Consider the following 21,122-nt stretch of genomic DNA (forward strand, 5'->3'; position numbering starts at 1 on the left):
GAAATCGAACAATGAAAAAGATATATTTAATACTTATACTCGTCGGAGTAAGCTTTTCCTGCTCTGACGACTTTTTTGACCTTAAACCGCAAGGTCGTGCTTCCCTTGAACAATTGAGTAACAAAAACGGCGTAAATGCACTTTTGATCGGTGCCTATTCACTTTTAGACGGTGTTGGGGCTGGAAACACGGGGCGTCAGTCTACCATTTCCAACTATGTTTTCGGTGGAATAACCAGTGACGATGCTGTAAAGGGAACTGATGCTGGTGACCAGCCAGAACAATCTTTCATCGAGCAGTACAACTGGCTTTCAGACAATACTTACTTTCTGGGAAAATGGTGGCACTCGTATGACGGTGTGGCACGTTGCAACGAGGTAATTCAACTCGTCGCCAATCCAGCGGTGTTGGATATGACCGATGCGGAAAAAACCCTTGTTATCGCAGAAGCCCGTTTTCTACGTGCTCACTACCACTTCGAGGCAAAAAAAATGTGGAATAATGTCCCATACATTGATGAAACAATTTATGTATCGTCAGATCCAAATTCCACAAAAGTTCCGAATACGGAGAATATCTGGCCTAAAATTGAAGCAGATTTCGACTTTGCGGCCAAAAATCTTCCTGTTGTTCAATCTCAAAAAGGTAGAGCAACCCGATGGGCCGCAAAAGCTTATCTTGCAAAAGCATTCTTGTTCCAAAAGAAATGGGCAGAGGCTAAAACTTTGCTTGAAGATGTGTTAGCCAACTCGGGCAAAAAACTGGTTGCCAATTATCATGACAATTACAGAACAACAGGAAACAACAATTCAGAATCGATTTTCGAGGTTCAATTTTCCGTGAACGATGGAACTAATGGTAACAATGGTAATGCCGGTGACAACCTTAACTGGCCATATTCCGCTGGCGCTCCCGGCCGTGGCTGCTGCGGTTTTTATCAGGCTTCGCATAACCTCGTAAATGCGTTCAAGACTGAAGACGGATTACCAATGATCGGAAATGCGGCTGATGGGACACTGGATACCTACAATAACGTGGACTTGCCGAACGATGAAGGAATTGTTGCTTCGGCTCCGTTTACTCTGGATAAAACAATACCCGTAGATCCTCGCCTGGATTGGACCGTTGGACGCCGTGGCGTTAATTTCCTCGACTGGGGCCCTATGCCCGGATCTACCTGGATCAGAGACCAAAACTACGCGGGACCTTTTACAGGAAAAAAATGGATGTACTATCTTGCAGAAGAGAACAGTACAACGCATTCAACCAGCAAAAGAAATGTCAACAACAATTATCGGTTGATAAAATTATCGCACGTACTTCTCTGGCTAGCTGAGGCCGAAATTGAATTAGATAATCTGGGGGCTGCAGAAGGATATGTCAATCAAATACGCAAGCGTGCTAAAACAGGTTCTGTTCAAGACCCGACAGTAACTTATAAAGTGGAAGAATACAAAGTTGGCACTTTTGCTTCGAAAGGAGCTGATTTTGCGAGAAATGCTGTTAGGATGGAACAAAGGCTGGAATTTGCAATGGAAGGACATCGCTTCTTTGATCTTGTACGCTGGGGTATAGCTGAAAAAGTTTTGAACAAATATGCTGCCGAAGAGGCTGTGCCAGGCAAGGAACCTTCGGGCCGTACTTTTCCCAAAAGGACTTATATGGCTGGTAAAACTTTTACCGCAAAAAATAACTATTTCCCAATTCCACAAGACGAAATCCTGAACAGCCAATTGGATGGCAAACCAACACTGGTCCAGAATCCGAACTATTAAACTTTGCCTAATTAACTAACCTAAACTAATCGAACAGACCGGCTCGCAGGGGCCGGTTTTTTCATTATTTTTGTATCTCAATATTGTGAGTAAGATATGAAAATCGAAAACGAAACCCAGTACGAAAAGGCGTCAGAGCGCGCAGATGAGCTGTTTGGTGCAAAAAAAGGCAGCCCTCAGGACAAGGAACTTCAGGAAATTCTGCTGGCTTTGAAAGAGTACGACGACGACTTCATCAAAATGTTGAAAGATAACAGCTGATAGGCTGATGGCTCCGATATTATATAGTTTTCAAACATTTTTCATCACACGGGGAATTTTTTTCAGAGCAAGTATGTAATGCTACTGATCTTAATATATCAATACATTTATATTCATCAATATATTAATTGCCATGGATGTCAGGAAAGTGGAGCGGATATCAAAAGCATTGAGTGATCCGAGCCGGATTAGAATATTGCAGCACTTGCGTCAGAAAGAGGATTGCCTGTACTGTCACGAAATTGCCGATTTTATAGATTTAGCGCAACCATCCATTTCTCATCATGTGAAGCAATTGTCAGACGCAGATTTGATCGTTGTAGAAAAAGAAGGCAGAAACGTGAAGTACAAACTAAATCAATCCATTCTGAATGAATACGTGGACTTCCTCAACACGCTAAAAGTGTAAGGTTTTTTTGCTTTAATATATTGATATATTTAAATAAATCAATATAAAGCACCTTCGGTTACATAATTTTATCATTTCAAGAGCAAATTTTCACTCCTTAAATATCAATAAATTACCATATTTTAAGTCCAATCAGAATCTAACACATCGAAATATTTAAATACTTCTATTTATGAAAAACACCATTCAAAAAACAAAAATCGTATCTGGCGTGATCCTTATCACGCTTATACTCGGCAGCGTATTCTTCAAAGGATATAGCACCAAGGGTACCACACCCGAAAAAGCGCCGGTAGCAAAAGCTCCGGAAGGCGTTCCGGTAGATGGACAAGTAATCAGGTCGGGAGCTTTAAACGAAGAAATGACCGTTTCAGGCACGCTAATGGCCAATCAGGAAGTAAGCATCATGAGCGAACTAAATAGGAAAGTAGTTTCGGTTCAGGCAAAAGAAGGTAAATATGTAACTGCAGGCGCGTTGCTTTTCAAACTGGACGACGCCGATCTGCTTGCTGAGCTCGAGCAATTGAAACAACAGGAAAAACTGGTCCTCCTGAATGAACGTAGATTGAAAGACCTTGTTGATCGCGAAGCTGCAGTGCAACAGGATTATGATCAGGCTTTTACAAATCTGAAAGTGTTGCAATCCAAAATTGAACAACTAAAAGTAACGATTGGCAAAACCAGTATTCGCGCTCCGTTCAGCGGTTATCTTGGGATAGTTAATGTTTATCCTGGAGCATATGTTTCGCCCGGCACATCACTTGCGCAATTGACTGATAACAGCAAACTCAAAATCGATTTTGCCGTTCCTGAAAAACATGCAAATACTCTGAAGACAGGAGACGCAGTTCAATATCAGGTAGAATCAAATGAAAAAACGCATATTGCCCATATCGTTGCACATGAATCAAGCCTTGACCCGAACACCAGAACATTGCTGGTAAGAGCTGTGGGCAATAATGCAAACCACGAATTACTTCCAGGACAAAGTGCACGGCTTATTATACGTTTAAACACGTCCGGTAGTGCGCTCATGGTTCCGAATCAAGCCCTTATTTCATCGTCAAAAGGATATAGCGTATATGTTGTTAATGGCAATAAGGCCGGATTCAAGGCGATTGAAATCGGTCAGCGCAATGCATTTTCAGTTCACGTAACCAAAGGTTTAGCGAACGGCGATACCGTCATTACGAGCAATATGCTGCGTTTGACACCTAATACTCCGATCCAGCTGGTTTCGGTTAAGTAGACTTTCACTCAACACTACCCTCCCTTTCAGAGGAGATATTTTAACAGCACAAAAAATATTCAAATGAGTTCTATTTCACAAACAAGCATTTCCCGGCCGGTTCTGGCCGGGGTAATGTCCGTACTGCTTGTACTTTTCGGGATTGTCGGGTACACCTTCTTGGGAACCAGGGAATATCCCGTGACAGATTCGCCCATTGTAATGGTAACAACGGTATATCCGGGGGCCAGCGCAGATATTATCGCTTCTCAGGTCACCAAGCCTTTGGAGGAAGCCATTGCAGAAGCCAATGGCATACGTTCCGTTTCCTCGACGTCGCGGGAACAGGTCAGCATTATCACGGTTGAATTCGAATTGAATGCGGATTTGGAAGCTGCTGCAAACGACGTTCGGGATAAAGTTTCAAAATCGCGTCAGCAATTGCCTACCGATATCGAACCGACGATTGTGGAGAAAGCCGGTCCAGCCGATTTTCTGGTTTTCCTGACTGTTCAGAGTAAAACCAAAAGCCTGGAAGATGTCACCGATTTTGTAAATATCAACGTAAAGGAAAAATTACAATCCATATCAGGAGTTCGTCTGGTAGACTCATACGCTGGTCGGAAACGGGCGATGCGTTTGAGAATGGACCCCGTAAAACTGGCTGCATATGGCCTCACTCCGATTGATATTCAAAACGCATTGCAACGCGAAAACGTCGATTTGCCAAGCGGCCGTATTGAAGGGGCGAACACGGAAGTAACGCTTCGTACGCAAGGCCGTTTGGTAACAGAAGCAGATTTTAACAATATGATTTTGCGGGAAAGTGATGGAGCCATTGTTCGCTTCAAAGACGTTGGAGAGGCTATTATGTCTTCGCAAAACGAACGGACCGCCATGATCATATATAATGGAAAAACCGCAGATTACGGTGTTGGAACGGGTGTGAGTCCGCAGCGTGGCGCTAATTCTTTGGCCATTGTGGATGAATTCAAAAAGCGTTTTGAGGAAATAAAAAGAACCGCTCCGAAGGAATATGAAATCGCGCTGGGTAAGGACTTTACTGTTCCGGTTCGTAATTCTTTATCAGAAGTAGAAGAGACTTTGTTACTTGCTTTCGGTCTGGTTTCACTGATTATCTTCATCTTCCTGCGTGACTGGCGAAGCACCATAATCCCGCTGGTAGCTATTCCGGTATCGATCATCTCGGCATTTTTCATCATGTATGTCGCCGGATTCTCGATCAATGTCTTGACATTACTGGGTTTGGTTTTGGCGATCGGCCTCGTCGTCGATGATGCGATTATTGTTCTTGAGAATATATATAGCAAGGTGGAAGAAGGCATGTCGCCCATTGAGGCGGCAAGACAAGGGTCTGCCGAAATCTATTTTGCAGTAATATCGACCACCATCACGCTGGTTGCTGTCTTTCTTCCAATTCTCTTTCTCGGCGGACTAACCGGAAGATTATTCAAAGAATTCGCGATCGTCGTAGCAGGCTCGGTAACGATATCAGCCTTTGTGGCCCTGACTTTGACTCCGATGATGAGTGCATATCTGCTCAAATCAGGCACTTCACATAACTGGCTTTACAAGAAAACAGAACCATATTTTGTCAAACTCAATAATGCATATGGCAAATCTTTAGCGGCATTTATGAAAGTACGATGGCTGGGTTTTGTATTGCTTGCAATTTCCTTTGGTGTGGCTTACTGGCTGGCTCCGAAACTTCCTTCCGAACTAGCTCCTCTGGAAGACCGCTCCATGATCGGCCTCGCGGTGATGGCTCCCGAAGGAACTTCATATGAGAGTATGGAACAAAGCATGAAGGAAATCGGGAATTTCATAAGTGATTCTATTCCGGATCTGAATGCAGAACGAACATATACAGCCATCGCAGCGGCGGGTGGAACATTGGCACAACCAGTAAACGGAGGATTTCAGTGGATATTCCTGAACGAACCGAAAGACCGTAAAAGCGGGCTGACTCAGCAACAGATATTTATGAAACTGGTTGCAGCTTCCGGCAGATTTAGAAATGTGTTGATCATCCCTGTTCAGACGCCGACCATTGGCGGATATGGTAATACTCAACCGGTTCAATACGTGATCCAGGCGCCTGGCTTGAAAGAACTGATCGACGTGATGCCGAAATTGATGACGCAGGTTAGTGGAAATAAAAAGCTGAATTTTGCCGACGCTGATTTTAAAATCAACCGTCCTGAGATCAGCATATCCATTGACCGCCAGCGGGCAGCGCAATTGGGGATATCAACTCAGGCTATTGGCCAAACCTTACAACTTGCCCTGAGTAGCAGAAGATATGGCTATTTCATTCACAATGACCGACAATATGAAGTAATCGGCCAGCTGGATCGGGAAGATCGTTCAGCGCCATATGATCTTCGTTCGCTGTATTTAAAATCGGGAAGTGGCGAAATGGTGTCGTTGGACAACCTCACCAAACTGAATGAAGGTATCAGTCCGCCGGCGATTTATCGTTACAATCAGTCTTACAGCGCGACCATATCAGCTACTCCTGCGGCAGGTGTAAGTTTGGGCGAAGCGATCAAGGAATTGGATAAAATTACTGCGAAAGAACTTCCAAAGGGTTTCAGCACAGCATTGGCTGGCCAAAGTCGTGATTACTCTGAAAGTAGCGACAGTTTGATTTTCGCATTCGTTTTCGCGATTGTTTTGATATATCTCGTCCTGGCCGCCCAGTTTGAAAGTCTTGTGGATCCGTTTATCATATTGCTTACCGTTCCGATGGCATTGACCGGAGCTTTACTAAGCCTCTGGTTTACAGCGCAAACGATTAACATTTTCAGTCAGATTGGTATAATAATGCTCATTGGTTTGATTACCAAAAACGGGATTCTGATCGTCGAGTTTGCTAACCAGAGCAAGGAAGAAGGGCATAACATTATAGAATCGGCAAAAATCGCGGCTGTGTCTCGTTTCCGTCCGATTTTGATGACGACCCTTGCAATGATATTCGGAACGTTGCCGATTGCCTTGTCCCTTGGCACTTCATCAGGTAGCCGACAATCACTTGGTATTGTGGTAGTTGGAGGACTCATTTTCGCTGGGATATTAACGCTATATGTCATCCCAGCCATTTATTCCTATTTCTCGCGCCCTCTCAAATCACACACAAAAGAGGAACCCAAACTAACGGAAGAATTCGCACACTCGTAAGTTTTCATGGCAGACCCTCCCGGATTTTGTCGCGGAGAGTCTGCCTGAAATCAAGAAAAACTCAAAACACTACGAAAATGAATATTTATAAAAAACATATACAAAACGCGGGAATATGGGTCCTGATATTGGCCACCTTTTCCCCGCTAACTTACGCACAAAACCAGCCTCTTTCGCTCAAACAAGCGATCGAACAAGCCAAAACCCATAACCGGGAGTTAAAAATTGATTCATTCAATATCTCCAGATCCAGACAGCAAACGGAGATTGCCAAAGGATATCTGATGCCTAATGTCAGTCTCACCGGGCAGTTTCAACGCTATTTCCAGCGGCCCGTTTTCTTCGGTTTGAACAGTACTTCGAACTCGGAGGGTATTAGTTACAGCCGTTTTGGTGGTCAGGAAATCACAGGTGCACAAGTTACTTTGGCCCAGCCACTGTATAACGCAGGTGCAAAACATGAAATTGAAAGACGAAGATTGTTGGAAAAACAAAGTCAGCTCTCTTATCAGGAACGGGAGGTCGATATTGTGGCGAGCGTAAAACAGAACTACGTACAATTGCTCGTATTAAGGGAAAGGCTTAAACTTCAGCAAGAGAGTATCTTACGAAATAAAAAAGCATTAGCCGATTCCCGATCGCTTCTTGCACTGGGTCGCGCACTTCGGGTGGATACGCTCAGAGCATATACTTTGGTTAAGAACCTGGAACCGGATGTCCTTCGTTTGACCTATGCTCTGAAAATCAGTGAGCAAAGATTGAACGTACTTCTTGGTAATGAAGCAGATACACAAAATTCCCTGACAGACTCCCTTCAATTGAACGCATCAGATTCAATACCTGGTGAGGTAAGTACTTTCAGAACTTCTTTGATTCATCGTCCTGATTTTCAGATTTTGAATCTGAACAAGGATATCAATGACAAACAAATTGAGCTCTATAAATCTGCACGATTGCCGGTTGTTAGTTTCATCAGTCAATATCAACTCCAAACCCAGACCAACCGCTTGCGGTTTGACCAGGCAGGTTGGCCTCCGGTATTTTATGCGGGAATCCAGTTCGCCATTCCCGTATTCAGCGGTATGCAAAATGTGAACAAGATCTCACTGGGAAAACTGGAAAGACAACAGAGCGATTTAATATATCAAAATGCGCAGGAGCAACTAAAAACGGAAGTGAAGCAGGTAATAGCCAGCTTATATGAAGCTTCAGAACGTATTAAAACCCAGCAGACAGTTTCAGAAACCGCCGAGCTTAGTTACTCGATTACAAAATACCGATATGAAAAAGGAGTTGCATCAAGACTGGAACTCATGGATGCTGAATTCGCGTTGACAACCGCTAAATCCAACTATCTAGAAGCGGTATATGACTATTTATCAGCCAAAATAGAGCTGGATCGCACAACTGGAAAAACGGAAGACAATATCTGATTTGTGACCGTTATATAGGTTGCTTTTGCCACTAAGTCACAAAGGAACTAAGATTGCAGTGTGAATTTAAGCTGTTCTCTGTGTCTTCGAGCCTTTGTGGCAATTGTCATTTGTTTTCAATAAACTGGCTTGACTTCCACTCCTTCCACTTTTTCACATCGTGAAATAAATCGCTCGATCAAAGTTGTTCGGATTTCGAGTTGCATCGTGCATTCCATTTCAAAGTTTTGCTGAATGACTGGCAGCTCCATTTCTTTGACAATACGCATGACGTCGTTCATCTGCATATAGGTAAAACGAAGATCATATATCTGCATTAAATACTTCGTCACTTTCTCAACGGCTGCCAGGGCTTCCTCGGTAGCCGTTTTATATGCGTTAATCAAACCCGGAACCCCGAGCAGCGTTCCTCCAAAATAGCGGACAACTACGACCAGTATATTGGTAATGTCCTGAGAGTAAAGGGTATTTAAAATCGGTCGCCCAGCCGTACCCGACGGCTCCCCATCATCGCTCATTCTGTAGGTCATCCGGTCGAGACCTAGTCGATATGCATAGCAATGATGAACTGCTTTTGGATGCAGTTCTCTGATTTCACTCAAATGCTGTTTCGCATCCTCCTCAGACCGAATCGGAAAACCATAGGAAATAAATTTGCTTCCCTTGTCCTTAAAAAATCCCTCACATGGCTCAGCAATGGTTTGATAACTATCGTCAAATAACACGGGGGATGGTGGTTAAGGAAATTGCGTAATTCATTTTAATTTTTTTGTTAGTTCGGTGATGACAATCAAACCCGGTTGAGTGGTAAAAGTTGGGCCGTAAAAACACGGATTTTTTATATCACCACTTAAAATATAATTCGGAATCGTATCAGTTTCCCAAGAGTCGTCCGGTTTTCCACAGACCTGAAAGAATGAACCCCGTGAGCCATCCTCTTCCTGCCAAACGGTAAAATGCCCATTCCCATGATAAATCGCATTCAATTCTTCAATCGTTCCATTTGTGTTACTATCACAACCACAGTCTTCATCAGAGCTGTCTTTACAGGAAAAGATGCAAAACGACAAAAGGATCGCCATAAAAACCCCTATCAAATTGCGATGTGGAAAAGCTGGACACATAGACTTCATGGCTTTAGATGAAATGTTGCTGATATACTTTAATAAATATCGTTATCAATGAATTATCAGTCGGACAAACTTCTTGACATCCTTTGCACTTATTCAGATCCAGAATCTCAAAATCATCCAGGGATTTTTTAAAAATGAATTATACTAATTGGACTCATCCAGACCTGCAAAGGTTGGAGTCAGAAAAATTTTTGTCCTGCATGTTAATATGGTCAACCTTCTCTAAATCTCCCGCTTAACTTTTTTCGCTCCATAATAAAACCACAAAGCAAACACCAATCCCAAAATCGCGAAACCAGCCATTGCCATAAATACCAGCGGCAAATTGGCATTGTTATTCGCATATAGCGCAGCAGAAAGCACCGCTCCTATCCCGATTCCCGCTTCTAAAGTGATATACATGGTGGCAAGAGCACGCCCACGGTTGTGATCTCCGCTCAAATCCACGGTCCAGGCAGATAGTACTGGCGAAAGTACTCCCATAGCTACTCCGAACAAAGCAGCACCAGTTAAAAACGAAACAGTATTTTGGGCATATCCAGTCACTATCATCGACAATACCAATACCACACAACCTATTACAGTAACTGGAATTCTGCCTTTCCGATCCGAAAGTTTACCAGCAAAAAGTCTGACCAAAATAGAAAACAGGGTATATACCATGAAGTACATCCCCCGGTTTGACATGCCCAGGTAATTGCTGAAATCGGGTGTCAGCGTTGCTACAGCACCAAAACCGAAGTAGATCAGGAAAGTAATCAGAGCGGGTTTGAAGACGTCGGGCTCAAAAATATCGCGTGGTGTGATCTGAAAAGCTTCGAGAGACAACGGTTGCTTTTTCGGAAGCGTTTCCTTCATATTCATCAAAATAAGGATCGACAGCAATGCAAATGCGGAAGAAACATAGAATAACACATTGATAGAAAAGCTGTTACTAATGATACTGCCGACAGCAGGCCCAAAAGCCGAGCCGACTCCCATGCACATCCCATGAATACCCATGGCTTCTCCTCTACGGTTCGCGGGGACGATATCCGCTACATATGCCGAAGTTCCCGTTGGCTTAAAACCAGTTGAAAAACCATGCACCGTTCTCAGCACCAAAAACGCAAACACAGACGTGATCATCGGATATATGAATCCGCATATAAAACAGACGATGGATCCAACTGCCATAACCGGAACGCGGCCGATTCTGTCGGTGAGTCTTCCACTGAAAGGTCGGGATAAACCAGCGGTGAGGGTAAACAGCCCGATGATGAAGCCTTTGTAATCTGCCCCTCCCATTTGAGTGAGATACGCCGGGAGCTCGGGAATGAGCATATTAAAACTTGACGAAAACAAAAACGAGCTAAGTCCTAACAGCCAAAATTGTGTCGTGAATATACTCGGAGAATCCATATTTTGCATCGGACAAAAGTACGGGATATTGTGAAATAAAATCAGGCCACCGATATTTGCAGGCTTGTTGGGCGACGCAGATATGCGCCGGTTCTTTTTTTAACTCCGTCTTTTTTCTCATTTTTAAAAAATGGTACGTATTTTTTATAAGGAAGGGCGGCAAATACGTCGTGAGAATGACATCCGGGAGATCGGAAATGTCAAAAATTTGCTTTGGGTAGATCTGCAATCACCGTCGCAGGAGGAAGAAGAATGGGTTGAAAATAAATGTGGCGTGAGTATCCAAACACCCCAGGAGATCGTTGAAATTGAGAGCAGTTCGCGGTTTTTCGAGCACAATGATACCATTAACGCCAACTCCAACTTCCTGCATATTGACAGCCACGGATATGAAACTTACCCTGTTTCATTCATCCTGCACAAAAACGTACTGTTTACCTATCGCCGAGGCGACTCCAAAACTTTTGCCGACACGGTCAAGAAAATGAAGGTAAGCCCCGATACTTTCCAGACCGGTGTTGACTTTATGCTGATGCTTTTGGAAACAAGAATTGAGGCAGATGCTGACTCACTGGAAAGTATATCACGTGATATTTCGTCGATTTCCAAAAATCTTACGCACGAACAAAAAGCGCGGCAGGAAGTGCTGATACAAATCAGTGCTTTGCAGGAGACGACCATGATGCTTCGGGAAACAAGTATTGACAAACAGCGCGTGCTCTCGGGAATTTTGCGCAGTCAGTATTTCCCGGAAGACCGAAAAGAGCACTTAAGGATCATTTTAAAAGATATCAGTTCGCTTCTCGAGTACACGACGTTCAACTTTGAACGATTGGAATATTTGCAAAACACCTTCACCGGTTTGATCAATCTTGAACAAAGCCAGGTGATCAAGATTTTCACCGTGGTGACGATCATTTTCATGCCACCGACGCTGATCGCCGGTATTTTTGGAATGAACTACACCCATATACCCACCACAGACGAACCCTTTGGATTTGGCCTGTCGCTCTTCCTGATGATATTTTCTTCGCTGATCGTTTTATGGTTTTTCCGACGGAAAAAGTGGATATGAGAAGCGGGAGGTCGTTTTTATAAAGCAGCACAGTTCAATATAGACCCCTGTAAAGCTCAAAATATTTGGATGCCGCCTTTTCCCATGAAAACTCCTGGGCCCTCTCCATCACTTTCGTGGCTGGATGTGTGTCTTCAAAATCTTGCAGACTTTTTTGCAGCGTGTGGCGCATATCATCAGGGTCAAAACTCTTAAAATAATATGCACAGTCGCCGCCTATTTCAGGCAAGGAAGTATGCGTAGACAATATGACCGGTTTGCCAAAATGCATGGCTTCGATCACCGGAAGGCCAAAACCTTCAGCAATTGATGGAAAAACAAAAGCAGTACAATTGGTTAAGAACCACTTTTTTTCACTTTCTGAAACCGGCCCAGTGAAGATTACGCGATCCAGAACATTCCATTTTCTGGCTTCGCTAACAATAGTCTGCTTGTATCCCGAATCCAGTTCTGCCCCAGCAATGACGAGTTTGTAATTATTACCTATTAACAAAGGTGGTAAAACGTGAAAGTTTTTCTTACTTAATATCGTCCCGATCGTAAATAGAAAAGGGCCTTCAACTTGTGACGCTGGCGGACATAAAGGTATATGCTCATCTACACTACAGCCATTGTAAATCACATTTATCGATTTATCCGAAACGGACAGGTGATTCAGTATATCATCCATCACAAAAGCTGAGATGGCCACAACTTCATCTGCTCTCGTAATTTTTGCCTGAATATCCTTCAACCGGCTTTTGATATTGTTTTTTGATTTGCCCTTTTCGTACAAAAAATTCAGATCGTGAATCGTGAGCACCACCGGGACGTCGCGCTGAGAAGGAAAATATTTAGATCCCTGATTGGTACAGTGCCAAACACTGATCTTATCCATTTTTGGAAAAAACAACTTATGAATGACCTTATGAGAAAAATACTCAATATCCTTCCCAAACACATTCTTAATCGACTCGGGGAGATAGAAGCCTATTTTTTCACCAGCCTTTTCTTGTTTTAGTAGCGCGGTCCCGATTTGTAAACAATACTGGTATAATCCCGTGTAGGGATATCTCATTCGTTCACAGTCAATTAGTACTCTGTTTACCATTATGATGCTAAAACCTTAGAGGCGGTGGATTAGGAAATGCGAGTTAAGCTATGAATATATGTCCATTTTTGCCAACACAAACCGGCTTTTCCTGCCCGGAAAATAGAATTACTTATATCAGTGATGACTTATTTTCGGAAGCATTACAGGAAGCAGAGACTACCGACACTCAGAATGCAATACTTTTTTTAAAAGGTTCTGCATGGTAAAGTTAAGTCAAACTTTGTAAGAATCTGTCTAAATAAGAATGTGAATTAACGTTAGCTGACCTTGTGATTCCCGATCAAAGAATGTAGTTTTGTTTTAACCTCCTTAGAATGTCAGCATATCAAAATCATCTGAATTTTAAGTTTTAGCTCTTTAAGAATAATCATAACTAATATGTCACAAGAAATAACAAAACAGGGGCTGTTGCCGGAACCTCTGTTGATAGAAGATCCTTTGCGCTTCGTGCTTTTTCCGATCAAGCATAATGATATTTGGGAAATGTATAAGAGACATGAGGCTTCATTCTGGACTGCGGAAGAGATCGATCTTTCTCAGGATCAAAAGGATTGGGAGAACCTGAACGACGGCGAACGTCATTTTATATCGCACGTTCTCGCCTTTTTCGCTGCTTCCGATGGCATCGTGAACGAAAACCTGGCGATCAATTTTCTGAGTGAGGTGCAATATGCCGAAGCCAAATGCTTCTACGGCTTTCAGATCGCGATGGAGAATATCCACTCTGAAACCTATTCCTTGTTAATAGATACTTATATCAAAGATCCGGTTGAAAAGGATCATTTGCTTCGTGCCATCGATACGGTTCCGTGTGTTCAAAAGAAAGCGGAATGGGCATTGAAATGGATCAATAGTCCTGTTTTCACAGAGCGTATTATTGCATTTGCGGCAGTAGAAGGCATATTCTTCTCAGGTTCGTTCTGTTCGATCTATTGGTTAAAGAAACGCGGGTTGATGCCCGGGCTTTCATTCTCGAACGAGTTGATTTCCCGTGATGAAGGCTTGCACTGCGAATTCGCCTGTTTGCTTTATACACAACATATTGCTAATCAGTTGCCTGAGGAAAGAGTAATTGAAATCATTATGGACGCTGTGAGAATTGAGCAGGAGTTTGTGAGCGAAGCCTTGCCCGTGTCATTGATCGGTATGAATTCGGCGTTGATGAATCAATATATTGAATATGTAGCCGATTTCTGGCTGGAGCGTTTGGGTTGCAGAAAGGTCTATGGATCTACCAATCCATTCGATTTCATGGAGTTGATATCCCTTCCTGGCAAAACCAACTTTTTTGAAAAAAGAGTAGGTGAATACCAAAAGGCGGGCGTAATGAGCGGTGTAAAAGACAAAGAAACCGGCGGCCACAGGATTTCTTTTGAGGAAGATTTTTGAGAGCTTTTAGCTTTTAGCTGAAAAGCGATCCAGTATTTGATATACTCATTATCAGCTCACTGAATATATGAAAAGAATAAAGGGTGGATACTAGTTATTCGCCCTTTGTTGTTTTTGATCTGCAACTTTTTCTAAAACCATTAAGGAACATTAAGCTTAATTTTTCTTAATTCCTTAATTGTGGAAAACAAACCATCTGGCAAACCGCGTCATTTAACCTTTCCCCAAAAGTTCACCGATCATAGTCCAAACCATCTCCCCTTCATATCCCTTCCCTATTGCATATCTGGCCAGTTTCTGCCTCAGTTTGAATGCATCGGGTTCTGTCCTTTGGAGTAGTGTCAACTTCTTTTCCAATAAGCTCTGCAGCCCTGATTTATAGTCGTCCTTGCCGATTACATCCATCGCCTGATTGATATTGTATTCGCTTAATCCACGGCGGTGCAGTTCTTGTTTAATCCGTATCTTACCCCAGCTTTTCACCCGGAATTTCCCCCCTGCAAACGACTTTGCGAATCGTTCTTCGCTCAGATAGTTCTGCGAAATCAGCTCTGCAATCAGCTCATCGGCTTCTTCTCCCCACACATTCCATTTCTTGAGCCGCTGCCTGACCTCGTCCTGCGTCCTTTCCTGATATGCACAATAACTGGCCGCTTTTTGAAGAATAAGTCTGTCCATGGGGGCAATTTCGCTGTGTTAAATAATCTTAAATTAGACACAAGATTAAAGAAAATATCTGTTCGGAATAACTATTTTTGAAGTCAATCCATCCCGAGCACCTTTCGAAAGCCTGACCCGCAATGACCATTCAACGAAGATCTTTTTTAAAATCAATTCCTGCGCTTACCGGAATTTCGTTATTATCAGCAGCAGATATCGCGGTATCGAAACCCGCAAAACTGAACCTTCGCATTCTGATCGCTTCTGACGGTCATTTTGGTCAGCCCGATACTGATTTTCTGACTTTTCACAATGATTTGATTACCTGGATCAATCGGGAAAAATTACAGAAAGGAGTAGATTTTACGATCTTCAATGGCGATATGGTGCACGACGATCCGACATTATACTACGATTTGAAGTCAACGCTCGCAAAGCTACGTGTACCGTATTTTGTTACCCGCGGCAACCACGATAAAGTCGGCCTGGACGTTTGGCAAAGTACCTGGGGGTATCCTACCAACCATAGTTTTGTCAAAGATAATTACGCCTTCATATTAGGCGACACATCTAACGAAAAAGGGGAATATATATGTCCAGACCCGGCCTGGCTTAAAGCGGAAATCGCAAAATATGCCGACAAAAAAGGAATTTTCGTCTTTCTTCATATCACACCGGCCAAATGGACTTCAAACGGTATTGACTGTAAGGAAATCACAGATTTGTTTGACAAAACGCCTAATGTAAAAGCCATCTTCCACGGGCACGACCATGATCAGGATGGAGGCAAAATGCTGGGCAAAAAGCCTTATTTCTTCGACGGTCATTTTGGTGGCAACTGGGGCACTACCTACAAAGGATATCGGATCCTAGAGATTTTTGAAGACAATACCTGGTCCACATATCAATACAATCCAACTGCCGCACCCATACTGAACAGCTTTTCGGGAAAACTATAAATTTCTCACGCCGAAGGTATATTTCTCACTGGTGAACCAATATTTGGCACACTTTTTACATATATACGAACAACAAAAATCGATGTTCGTATATGGATCTTATCAGTGGCCAGCCGTGGTGGTTTTATAAAAATGGGATATCTCATGCATATCCAGCACTCTCCGAAAAAGCAAAAGAAGACGTTGTAATTATGGGCGGCGGAATCACCGGCGCCCTGATGGCATGGTACCTAACAGAAGCCGGGTTCCCCGTGATCGTATTAGAAAAGCGGCATATCGGTATGGGGAGCACCTCAGCCAGCACCGCTTTGTTACAATACGAAATCGATACCATGCTGATCGATCTCATTGAGATGATTGGCAAGAAAGACGCAGAAAGAAGTTACAAGCTATGTGTCGATGCGATCGAAAAAGTATATGCAATCACAAAAAAGCTGAAATCAAAACCGGATTTTTCGTTCAAGGAAAGTATTTACTATGCATCAGTAAAAAAGGACAAGGAGATTCTGAAAAAGGAATTTGAAGCACGACAAAAGATGGGAATCCATGTTGACTGGTGGGACGAAAAGACGCTTCAGCGGCATATTCCCGATCTCAAAAAAAGTGGAGCTATCCTTTCCCACGATGGCGCCCAGGTTGATGCGTATCAGTTTACCCATATTTTATTACAGCATTGTATTGAAAAAGGCGCGAGGGTATATGACACTGTGGAGGTCAAAGAAATAGAACATCATGCACGAGGCGTAAAATTGGAATTGGACAATGGCGTTGTTGTGGATGCGAAAAAACTTATCATTGCCAGCGGCTACGAGTCTCAAAAATATCTGTCGAAAACCGTTGTTCGGCTTCACTCATCTTACGCAGTAATTAGCAAGCCTTTTGATCCAACCCAAAAACTTTGGTACGAGAATGCGATGCTCTGGGAAAGCGCGCGTCCGTACCTATATATGCGCACAACAGAAGATAACCGGATGCTGATTGGCGGGAAGGATGAAATGTTTCAAAGTGCCGTCAAAAGAGATAAACTGCTGGACCGGAAGACAAAACAACTTGAAAATGATGCGAAAAAGATATTTCCTGAGTTACCTTTCGTGACCGATTATAGCTGGTGCGGTACTTTCGCTGAAACGAAGGATGGACTTCCTTTTATTGGCGCGGTTAACGAACATCCTAATACTTATTTCGCCCTTGGCTTTGGTGGAAATGGGATTTTGTTCAGTATCCTGGCTGCGGAAATTATTACAGATTTGATGAAAGGAAAGAAAAACGATGATGCCAGGATTTTCCGGTTTGATCGGGTTTAAACGCAGCGTTTCGGGAGGGGGACGCTGAGTTACGCAGAGTTTTTAACCGCAATGGGACGCGATAGGTTACGCGATGGATGCAAGGAATTTCAAATCAGAAAGTTTAAGGCAAACAAAATAACTCCATGAAACTCTGCGTCAGACACTCGGCGTGCCCCTACCATTACTCTGCGTTTAAACAAAAAAACGCAGAATTTCGAAGAGTAATAAATCTCCCAGAAACTCTGCGCCCAACACTTGGCATGCCCCAGCCCCTCATCTCTGCGTTTAAACCACGCGAATCAAATGGCTTTTCTTACCTTTTGAAACCAGTAAAAAACGATCCTGCAGTAGCGCAAAATCTGTTAGTGGCTGCTCGGCTGACTTTATTTTTTCTTTATTAATACTTACGGCATTTTGCTGAATCGCGCGGCGTGCTTCGCCTTTTGAGGCATATACTTCGCCGTTCGTTGCCACGGATACCAAATCAGTGATATTCGTGCATTCGTTCCACGCAGTTCTGGATATCTCTGTTTGCGGAACACCATCGAAAATCGTATCGATCTCGTCGATGGCGATGCTTTGCAAAGTCTCAAGCGTAGCTTTTCCAAAAAGAACTTCGGATGCCTTCACTGCCAGTCGATAATCTCTTTCGGAGTGAATTCTGATCGTCAACTCTTCAGCAATTGCTTTTTGCAAAATACGCAAATGTGGTGCAGCAGCATGCTCCGCCTCCAACGCTTCAATCTCCTCTTTGCCTTTCAATGAAAACACGCGCAATATCCGTGGACTATCTTCGTCGCTCTGGCTCAGCCAAAACTGATAGAACTGATAGGGCGACGTGCGCTCAGCATCCAGCCAGATATTCCCCCCTTCACTTTTCCCGAATTTAGTACCGTCCGACTTGGTCAACAAAGGCGTGGTCAAAGCATATGCTTTGAAGTATCCTTCCTCATCCCCGTCTTTCCGGCGAATAATTTCAGTTCCTGTAGTAATATTCCCCCACTGATCCGATCCACCCATTTGCAAACGCACATTCCGTGTTTTATACAAATGGTAAAAGTCGTAACCCTGTAATAGTTGATATGAAAATTCTGTGAAGGATATACCTGTCTCCAGTCGCTTTTTCACCGAATCCTTCGACATCATATAGTTTACACTCAGAAACTTACCGGCCTCACGCAGGAACTGAAGAAAACCAATATCCTTGAACCAGTCATAGTTATTGACCATTTCGGCCGAATTGGCACCACAGTCAAAATCCAGAAATTGTTCCAATTGCTTTTTAATACCTGCCTGGTTAAACCGCAAAGTTTCTTCGTCCAGAAATGAACGTTCGGATGCTTTAAACGACGGATCGCCGATCATACCTGTAGCACCGCCCACCAACGCATATGGTTTATGACCAGCGCGTTGAAAGTGTACGAGCAACATAATCGTCGCCAGGTTTCCTATATGCAACGAAGAAGCCGTGGGATCAAAACCGATATACCCGGAAGTCATTTCCTTTTTCAGTTGTTCATCGGTTCCGGGCATCATATCGTGCAACATGCCCCGCCAGCGCAGTTCTTCTATAAAATCGGTATTCATTTCTATGTTTTTATTACTCATTCGAAATCAGAGTGCAAAGGTAACTCTAATCGGTTTTAGAAAATCATCGGCGTTAAAAATCTGTTTAAGAAATCTGGAGATTTTGATCAGGCAGAGATAAAATGTCCCTATTTTTATCTTATATTTTCCGATAAAAATTCAAGTATATGACAAAATCCTTCATCACCATTCTGCTGTTTTTTACACTTGCCAGTGCAGTCTGCCGGGCTCAGAATACATATTGTAATCCCATGGATATTGATTACAAATACAATTTTGAGCAGATCCCCCAGAATATTTCCTATCGCTCCGGTGCTGACCCCGTGTTCGTAAATCACAAAGGCGAGTACTATTTATTTGTCACAATATCAGGAGGTTATTGGCATTCGAAGGATATGCTTTCCTGGAAATATATTACTGCGAACAGATGGCCCTTTGAGGATATGTGCGCACCAGCGGCGCTTTCCGTGAACGATACGCTGTTCCTGTTTCAATCCACTTTTGAACAACGACCGATTTTATATTCGGTAGCTCCGGAAAAAGGTATTTTCGAGTTTTACAACCGTTGGCTGCCCCGATTACCGAAGGATATCGGCCCGTGGGATCCGGCCATATTTCATGACGACGATACCGACAAATGGTATATGTATTGGGGTTCTTCTAATGTATATCCACTTTTTGGTGCAGAGCTCGACCATTCCAGGAAGCTGACTTACAAATCGGATTACAAAGCCATGATGTGGCTCAACCAATATGACCACGGCTGGGAAAGGTTTGGCCCGAACCATTCTGATCCATTCAAACCATTCGTCGAAGGGGCCTGGATGACGAAACATAATGGCAAATATTACCTGCAATATGGCGCGCCCGGAACGGAATACAATGTTTACGCCAACGGAACTTACGTGGGAGACGATCCGCTGGGGCCGTTTACATATGCTCCATATAATCCGGTGGCATATAAGCCCGGTGGATTTGCAACTGGTGCAGGTCATGGAAGTACCTGGAAAGACAATTTTGGAAATTACTGGAACTCAGGCACTTCCTGGATTGGGCTCAACTGGGCAATGGAACGCCGCTTGGTGAGATACCCTGCCGGGTTTGATAAGGACGGACAAATGTTTGCCAATACTCGTTTCGGTGATTTCCCCCATCGCGTGCCGGATAAAAAGTGGTCTGGAAAGGCGGATGAGCTTTTTACGGGCTGGATGTTACTGTCTTATAAGAAACCAGTCACAGCCTCATCGACTTTAGATACTATGAGCGCAGCCAAAATTACAGACGAAAATCCAAGGACATTTTGGGCGGCCAAACAAAATAAACCAGGGGAAACTTTGACGATTGATCTTCAGTCAGCTCAGGATGTGAAGGCAATTCAGGTCAATTATACAGATTACAAATCAGACATTTTTGACAACAATCCAGAAAAGGTATATACCCAATTTCTGATTCAGGTATCGGCTGACAACAAACAATGGGAAACCGTTGTCGACTTGACAAAAGAACCTAAACGCGATAGGCCGTGTGCATATATAGAGTTGCCCAAACCGATCCGGGCGAGATATGTCCGGTATCAGCATGTATATGTAGCCTCTCCGAATCTGGCGATCAGCGAGTTTCGAATTTTTGGAAATGGTACAGGAAAAGCTCCGGCGACGCCGACGAAATTCACTGCTGTCCGCCAGAAAGACCAAAGAAATGTGGATTTGACATGGGAGAAGGTGCCCGGCGCGACGGGATACAACGTGCTTTGGGGAATCGCGCCCGACAAGCTATATCAAACCTATCAGTTTTGGAACGATGAACCGAACAAATTTGAACTCCGTGCGCTAAACGTTGGCGTTCCCTATTACTACGCGATCGAGGCTTTTAATGAGAATGGAGTTTCAGGCGTAAGTGCGGTTGTGGAGACGAAATGACCTGCAAAACATCCGATGTAGTACACGAAAGTCCGAAGGACTGACACTATTATAGCCAAGAGATCACCGCAGAAACCATAACCACGAAGTGGTGACACAGCTTTTTGTGAATTTATTTATTAGATATTACATCAGCTTTTTCCAAAAACGATAGCCAAGCGAGAGTTTTAAGACTCTATTTTGATTCCAAAAATCAGACGAGCCAAAAGTGTTGTTGAGGCCCAAATCATAAGACATGCTCAGTTGAACAATGTTGAATTCCATGCCGAGACCCACGGTTGCTCCATAATCTAACCTTTGAAAAGGTGTTCCA

At 43.4% G+C, this 21,122-nt stretch carries 17 protein-coding genes and 1 pseudogene; 11 read left to right on the forward strand and 7 right to left on the reverse strand.

The window, feature by feature from the left end; translation table 11 throughout:
• Positions 1-11: 11 nt before the first annotated feature.
• From AC1XUD_RS17675 to AC1XUD_RS17700, 6 genes are all read left to right on the forward strand, one after another.
• Positions 12-1,775 carry a RagB/SusD family nutrient uptake outer membrane protein gene (locus AC1XUD_RS17675; RefSeq protein ID WP_483362364.1) on the forward strand — a complete coding sequence of 588 codons (1,764 nt, stop codon included), beginning with the start codon at positions 12-14 and terminating at the stop codon, positions 1,773-1,775.
• Between the two features lie 96 nt (positions 1,776-1,871).
• Positions 1,872-2,036 (forward strand): hypothetical protein, encoded by a 165-nt coding sequence (locus AC1XUD_RS17680; protein ID WP_483362365.1) that lies wholly within the window; start codon positions 1,872-1,874, stop codon positions 2,034-2,036.
• Positions 2,037-2,169: 133 nt separating this feature from the next.
• Complete coding sequence (locus tag AC1XUD_RS17685; RefSeq protein WP_483362366.1) at positions 2,170-2,445, forward strand: ArsR/SmtB family transcription factor; 276 nt, start codon at positions 2,170-2,172, stop codon at positions 2,443-2,445.
• Between the two features lie 172 nt (positions 2,446-2,617).
• Complete coding sequence (locus AC1XUD_RS17690) at positions 2,618-3,694, forward strand: efflux RND transporter periplasmic adaptor subunit (RefSeq protein WP_483362367.1); 1,077 nt, start codon at positions 2,618-2,620, stop codon at positions 3,692-3,694.
• Between the two features lie 63 nt (positions 3,695-3,757).
• Positions 3,758-6,874: an efflux RND transporter permease subunit gene (locus AC1XUD_RS17695; RefSeq protein WP_483362368.1), complete on the forward strand. Its 3,117-nt coding sequence runs from the start codon at positions 3,758-3,760 to the stop codon at positions 6,872-6,874.
• A 77-nt stretch (positions 6,875-6,951) separates the two neighbouring features.
• Positions 6,952-8,307 carry a TolC family protein gene (locus tag AC1XUD_RS17700; RefSeq protein ID WP_483362369.1) on the forward strand — a complete coding sequence of 452 codons (1,356 nt, stop codon included), beginning with the start codon at positions 6,952-6,954 and terminating at the stop codon, positions 8,305-8,307.
• Between the two features lie 116 nt (positions 8,308-8,423).
• Here AC1XUD_RS17700 and AC1XUD_RS17705 read toward each other — a convergent pair whose 3' ends face one another.
• The 3 genes from AC1XUD_RS17705 to AC1XUD_RS17715 all read right to left on the reverse strand — a co-directional run bounded on the left by AC1XUD_RS17705 (position 8,424) and on the right by AC1XUD_RS17715 (position 10,841).
• A complete protein-coding gene (locus AC1XUD_RS17705; protein WP_483362370.1) occupies positions 8,424-9,032 on the reverse strand; it encodes a YigZ family protein in 609 nt (202 codons plus the stop codon).
• Between the two features lie 30 nt (positions 9,033-9,062).
• Positions 9,063-9,440, reverse strand: a complete 378-nt coding sequence (locus AC1XUD_RS17710) for a hypothetical protein (RefSeq protein WP_483362371.1) — start codon at positions 9,438-9,440, stop codon at positions 9,063-9,065.
• Positions 9,441-9,662: 222 nt separating this feature from the next.
• Entirely contained in the window at positions 9,663-10,841 is a 1,179-nt protein-coding gene (locus AC1XUD_RS17715; RefSeq protein ID WP_483362372.1) for an MFS transporter, read from the reverse strand.
• Positions 10,842-10,971: 130 nt separating this feature from the next.
• Here AC1XUD_RS17715 and corA point away from each other — a divergent pair, with 130 nt between their 5' ends.
• Positions 10,972-11,916, forward strand: coding sequence for a magnesium/cobalt transporter CorA (corA, locus tag AC1XUD_RS17720; RefSeq protein WP_483362373.1), 945 nt, complete (start codon positions 10,972-10,974; stop codon positions 11,914-11,916).
• Positions 11,917-11,950: 34 nt separating this feature from the next.
• Here the strand turns inward: corA and AC1XUD_RS17725 are convergent, their stop codons facing one another.
• Positions 11,951-12,973, reverse strand: coding sequence for a glycosyltransferase family 4 protein (locus AC1XUD_RS17725; RefSeq protein ID WP_483362374.1), 1,023 nt, complete (start codon positions 12,971-12,973; stop codon positions 11,951-11,953).
• A 414-nt stretch (positions 12,974-13,387) separates the two neighbouring features.
• Between AC1XUD_RS17725 and AC1XUD_RS17730 the strand changes: the two genes are divergently transcribed.
• On the forward strand, positions 13,388-14,398 hold the full coding sequence (locus AC1XUD_RS17730) for a ribonucleoside-diphosphate reductase small subunit (protein ID WP_483362375.1): 1,011 nt from the start codon (positions 13,388-13,390) through the stop codon (positions 14,396-14,398).
• A 213-nt stretch (positions 14,399-14,611) separates the two neighbouring features.
• Here the strand turns inward: AC1XUD_RS17730 and AC1XUD_RS17735 are convergent, their stop codons facing one another.
• Entirely contained in the window at positions 14,612-15,076 is a 465-nt protein-coding gene (locus AC1XUD_RS17735; protein ID WP_483362376.1) for a regulatory protein RecX, read from the reverse strand.
• Between the two features lie 122 nt (positions 15,077-15,198).
• Here AC1XUD_RS17735 and AC1XUD_RS17740 point away from each other — a divergent pair, with 122 nt between their 5' ends.
• Together AC1XUD_RS17740 and AC1XUD_RS17745 are read left to right on the forward strand one after the other, a co-directional pair.
• Positions 15,199-16,017 carry a metallophosphoesterase family protein gene (locus AC1XUD_RS17740; RefSeq protein WP_483362377.1) on the forward strand — a complete coding sequence of 273 codons (819 nt, stop codon included), beginning with the start codon at positions 15,199-15,201 and terminating at the stop codon, positions 16,015-16,017.
• Between the two features lie 92 nt (positions 16,018-16,109).
• Entirely contained in the window at positions 16,110-17,321 is a 1,212-nt protein-coding gene (locus AC1XUD_RS17745) for an NAD(P)/FAD-dependent oxidoreductase (protein ID WP_483362378.1), read from the forward strand.
• A 267-nt stretch (positions 17,322-17,588) separates the two neighbouring features.
• On the opposite strand, the gene tyrS is transcribed toward AC1XUD_RS17745, so the two are convergent.
• Positions 17,589-18,890 carry a tyrosine--tRNA ligase gene (tyrS, locus tag AC1XUD_RS17750; RefSeq protein WP_483362382.1) on the reverse strand — a complete coding sequence of 434 codons (1,302 nt, stop codon included), beginning with the start codon at positions 18,888-18,890 and terminating at the stop codon, positions 17,589-17,591.
• A gap of 167 nt (positions 18,891-19,057) precedes the next feature.
• On the opposite strand from tyrS, the gene AC1XUD_RS17755 reads away from it, so the two are divergent.
• The gene (locus AC1XUD_RS17755) at positions 19,058-20,809 is read left to right on the forward strand and encodes a discoidin domain-containing protein (RefSeq protein WP_483362379.1); all 1,752 of its coding nucleotides are present in this window, start codon (positions 19,058-19,060) and stop codon (positions 20,807-20,809) included.
• Positions 20,810-20,935: 126 nt separating this feature from the next.
• On the opposite strand, the pseudogene AC1XUD_RS17760 reads toward AC1XUD_RS17755, so the two are convergent.
• Positions 20,936-21,122, reverse strand: a pseudogene (locus AC1XUD_RS17760) (hypothetical protein); the annotation flags it as partial.

It is taken from the genome of Dyadobacter sp. HNCC25DJ184, assembly GCF_056895215.1.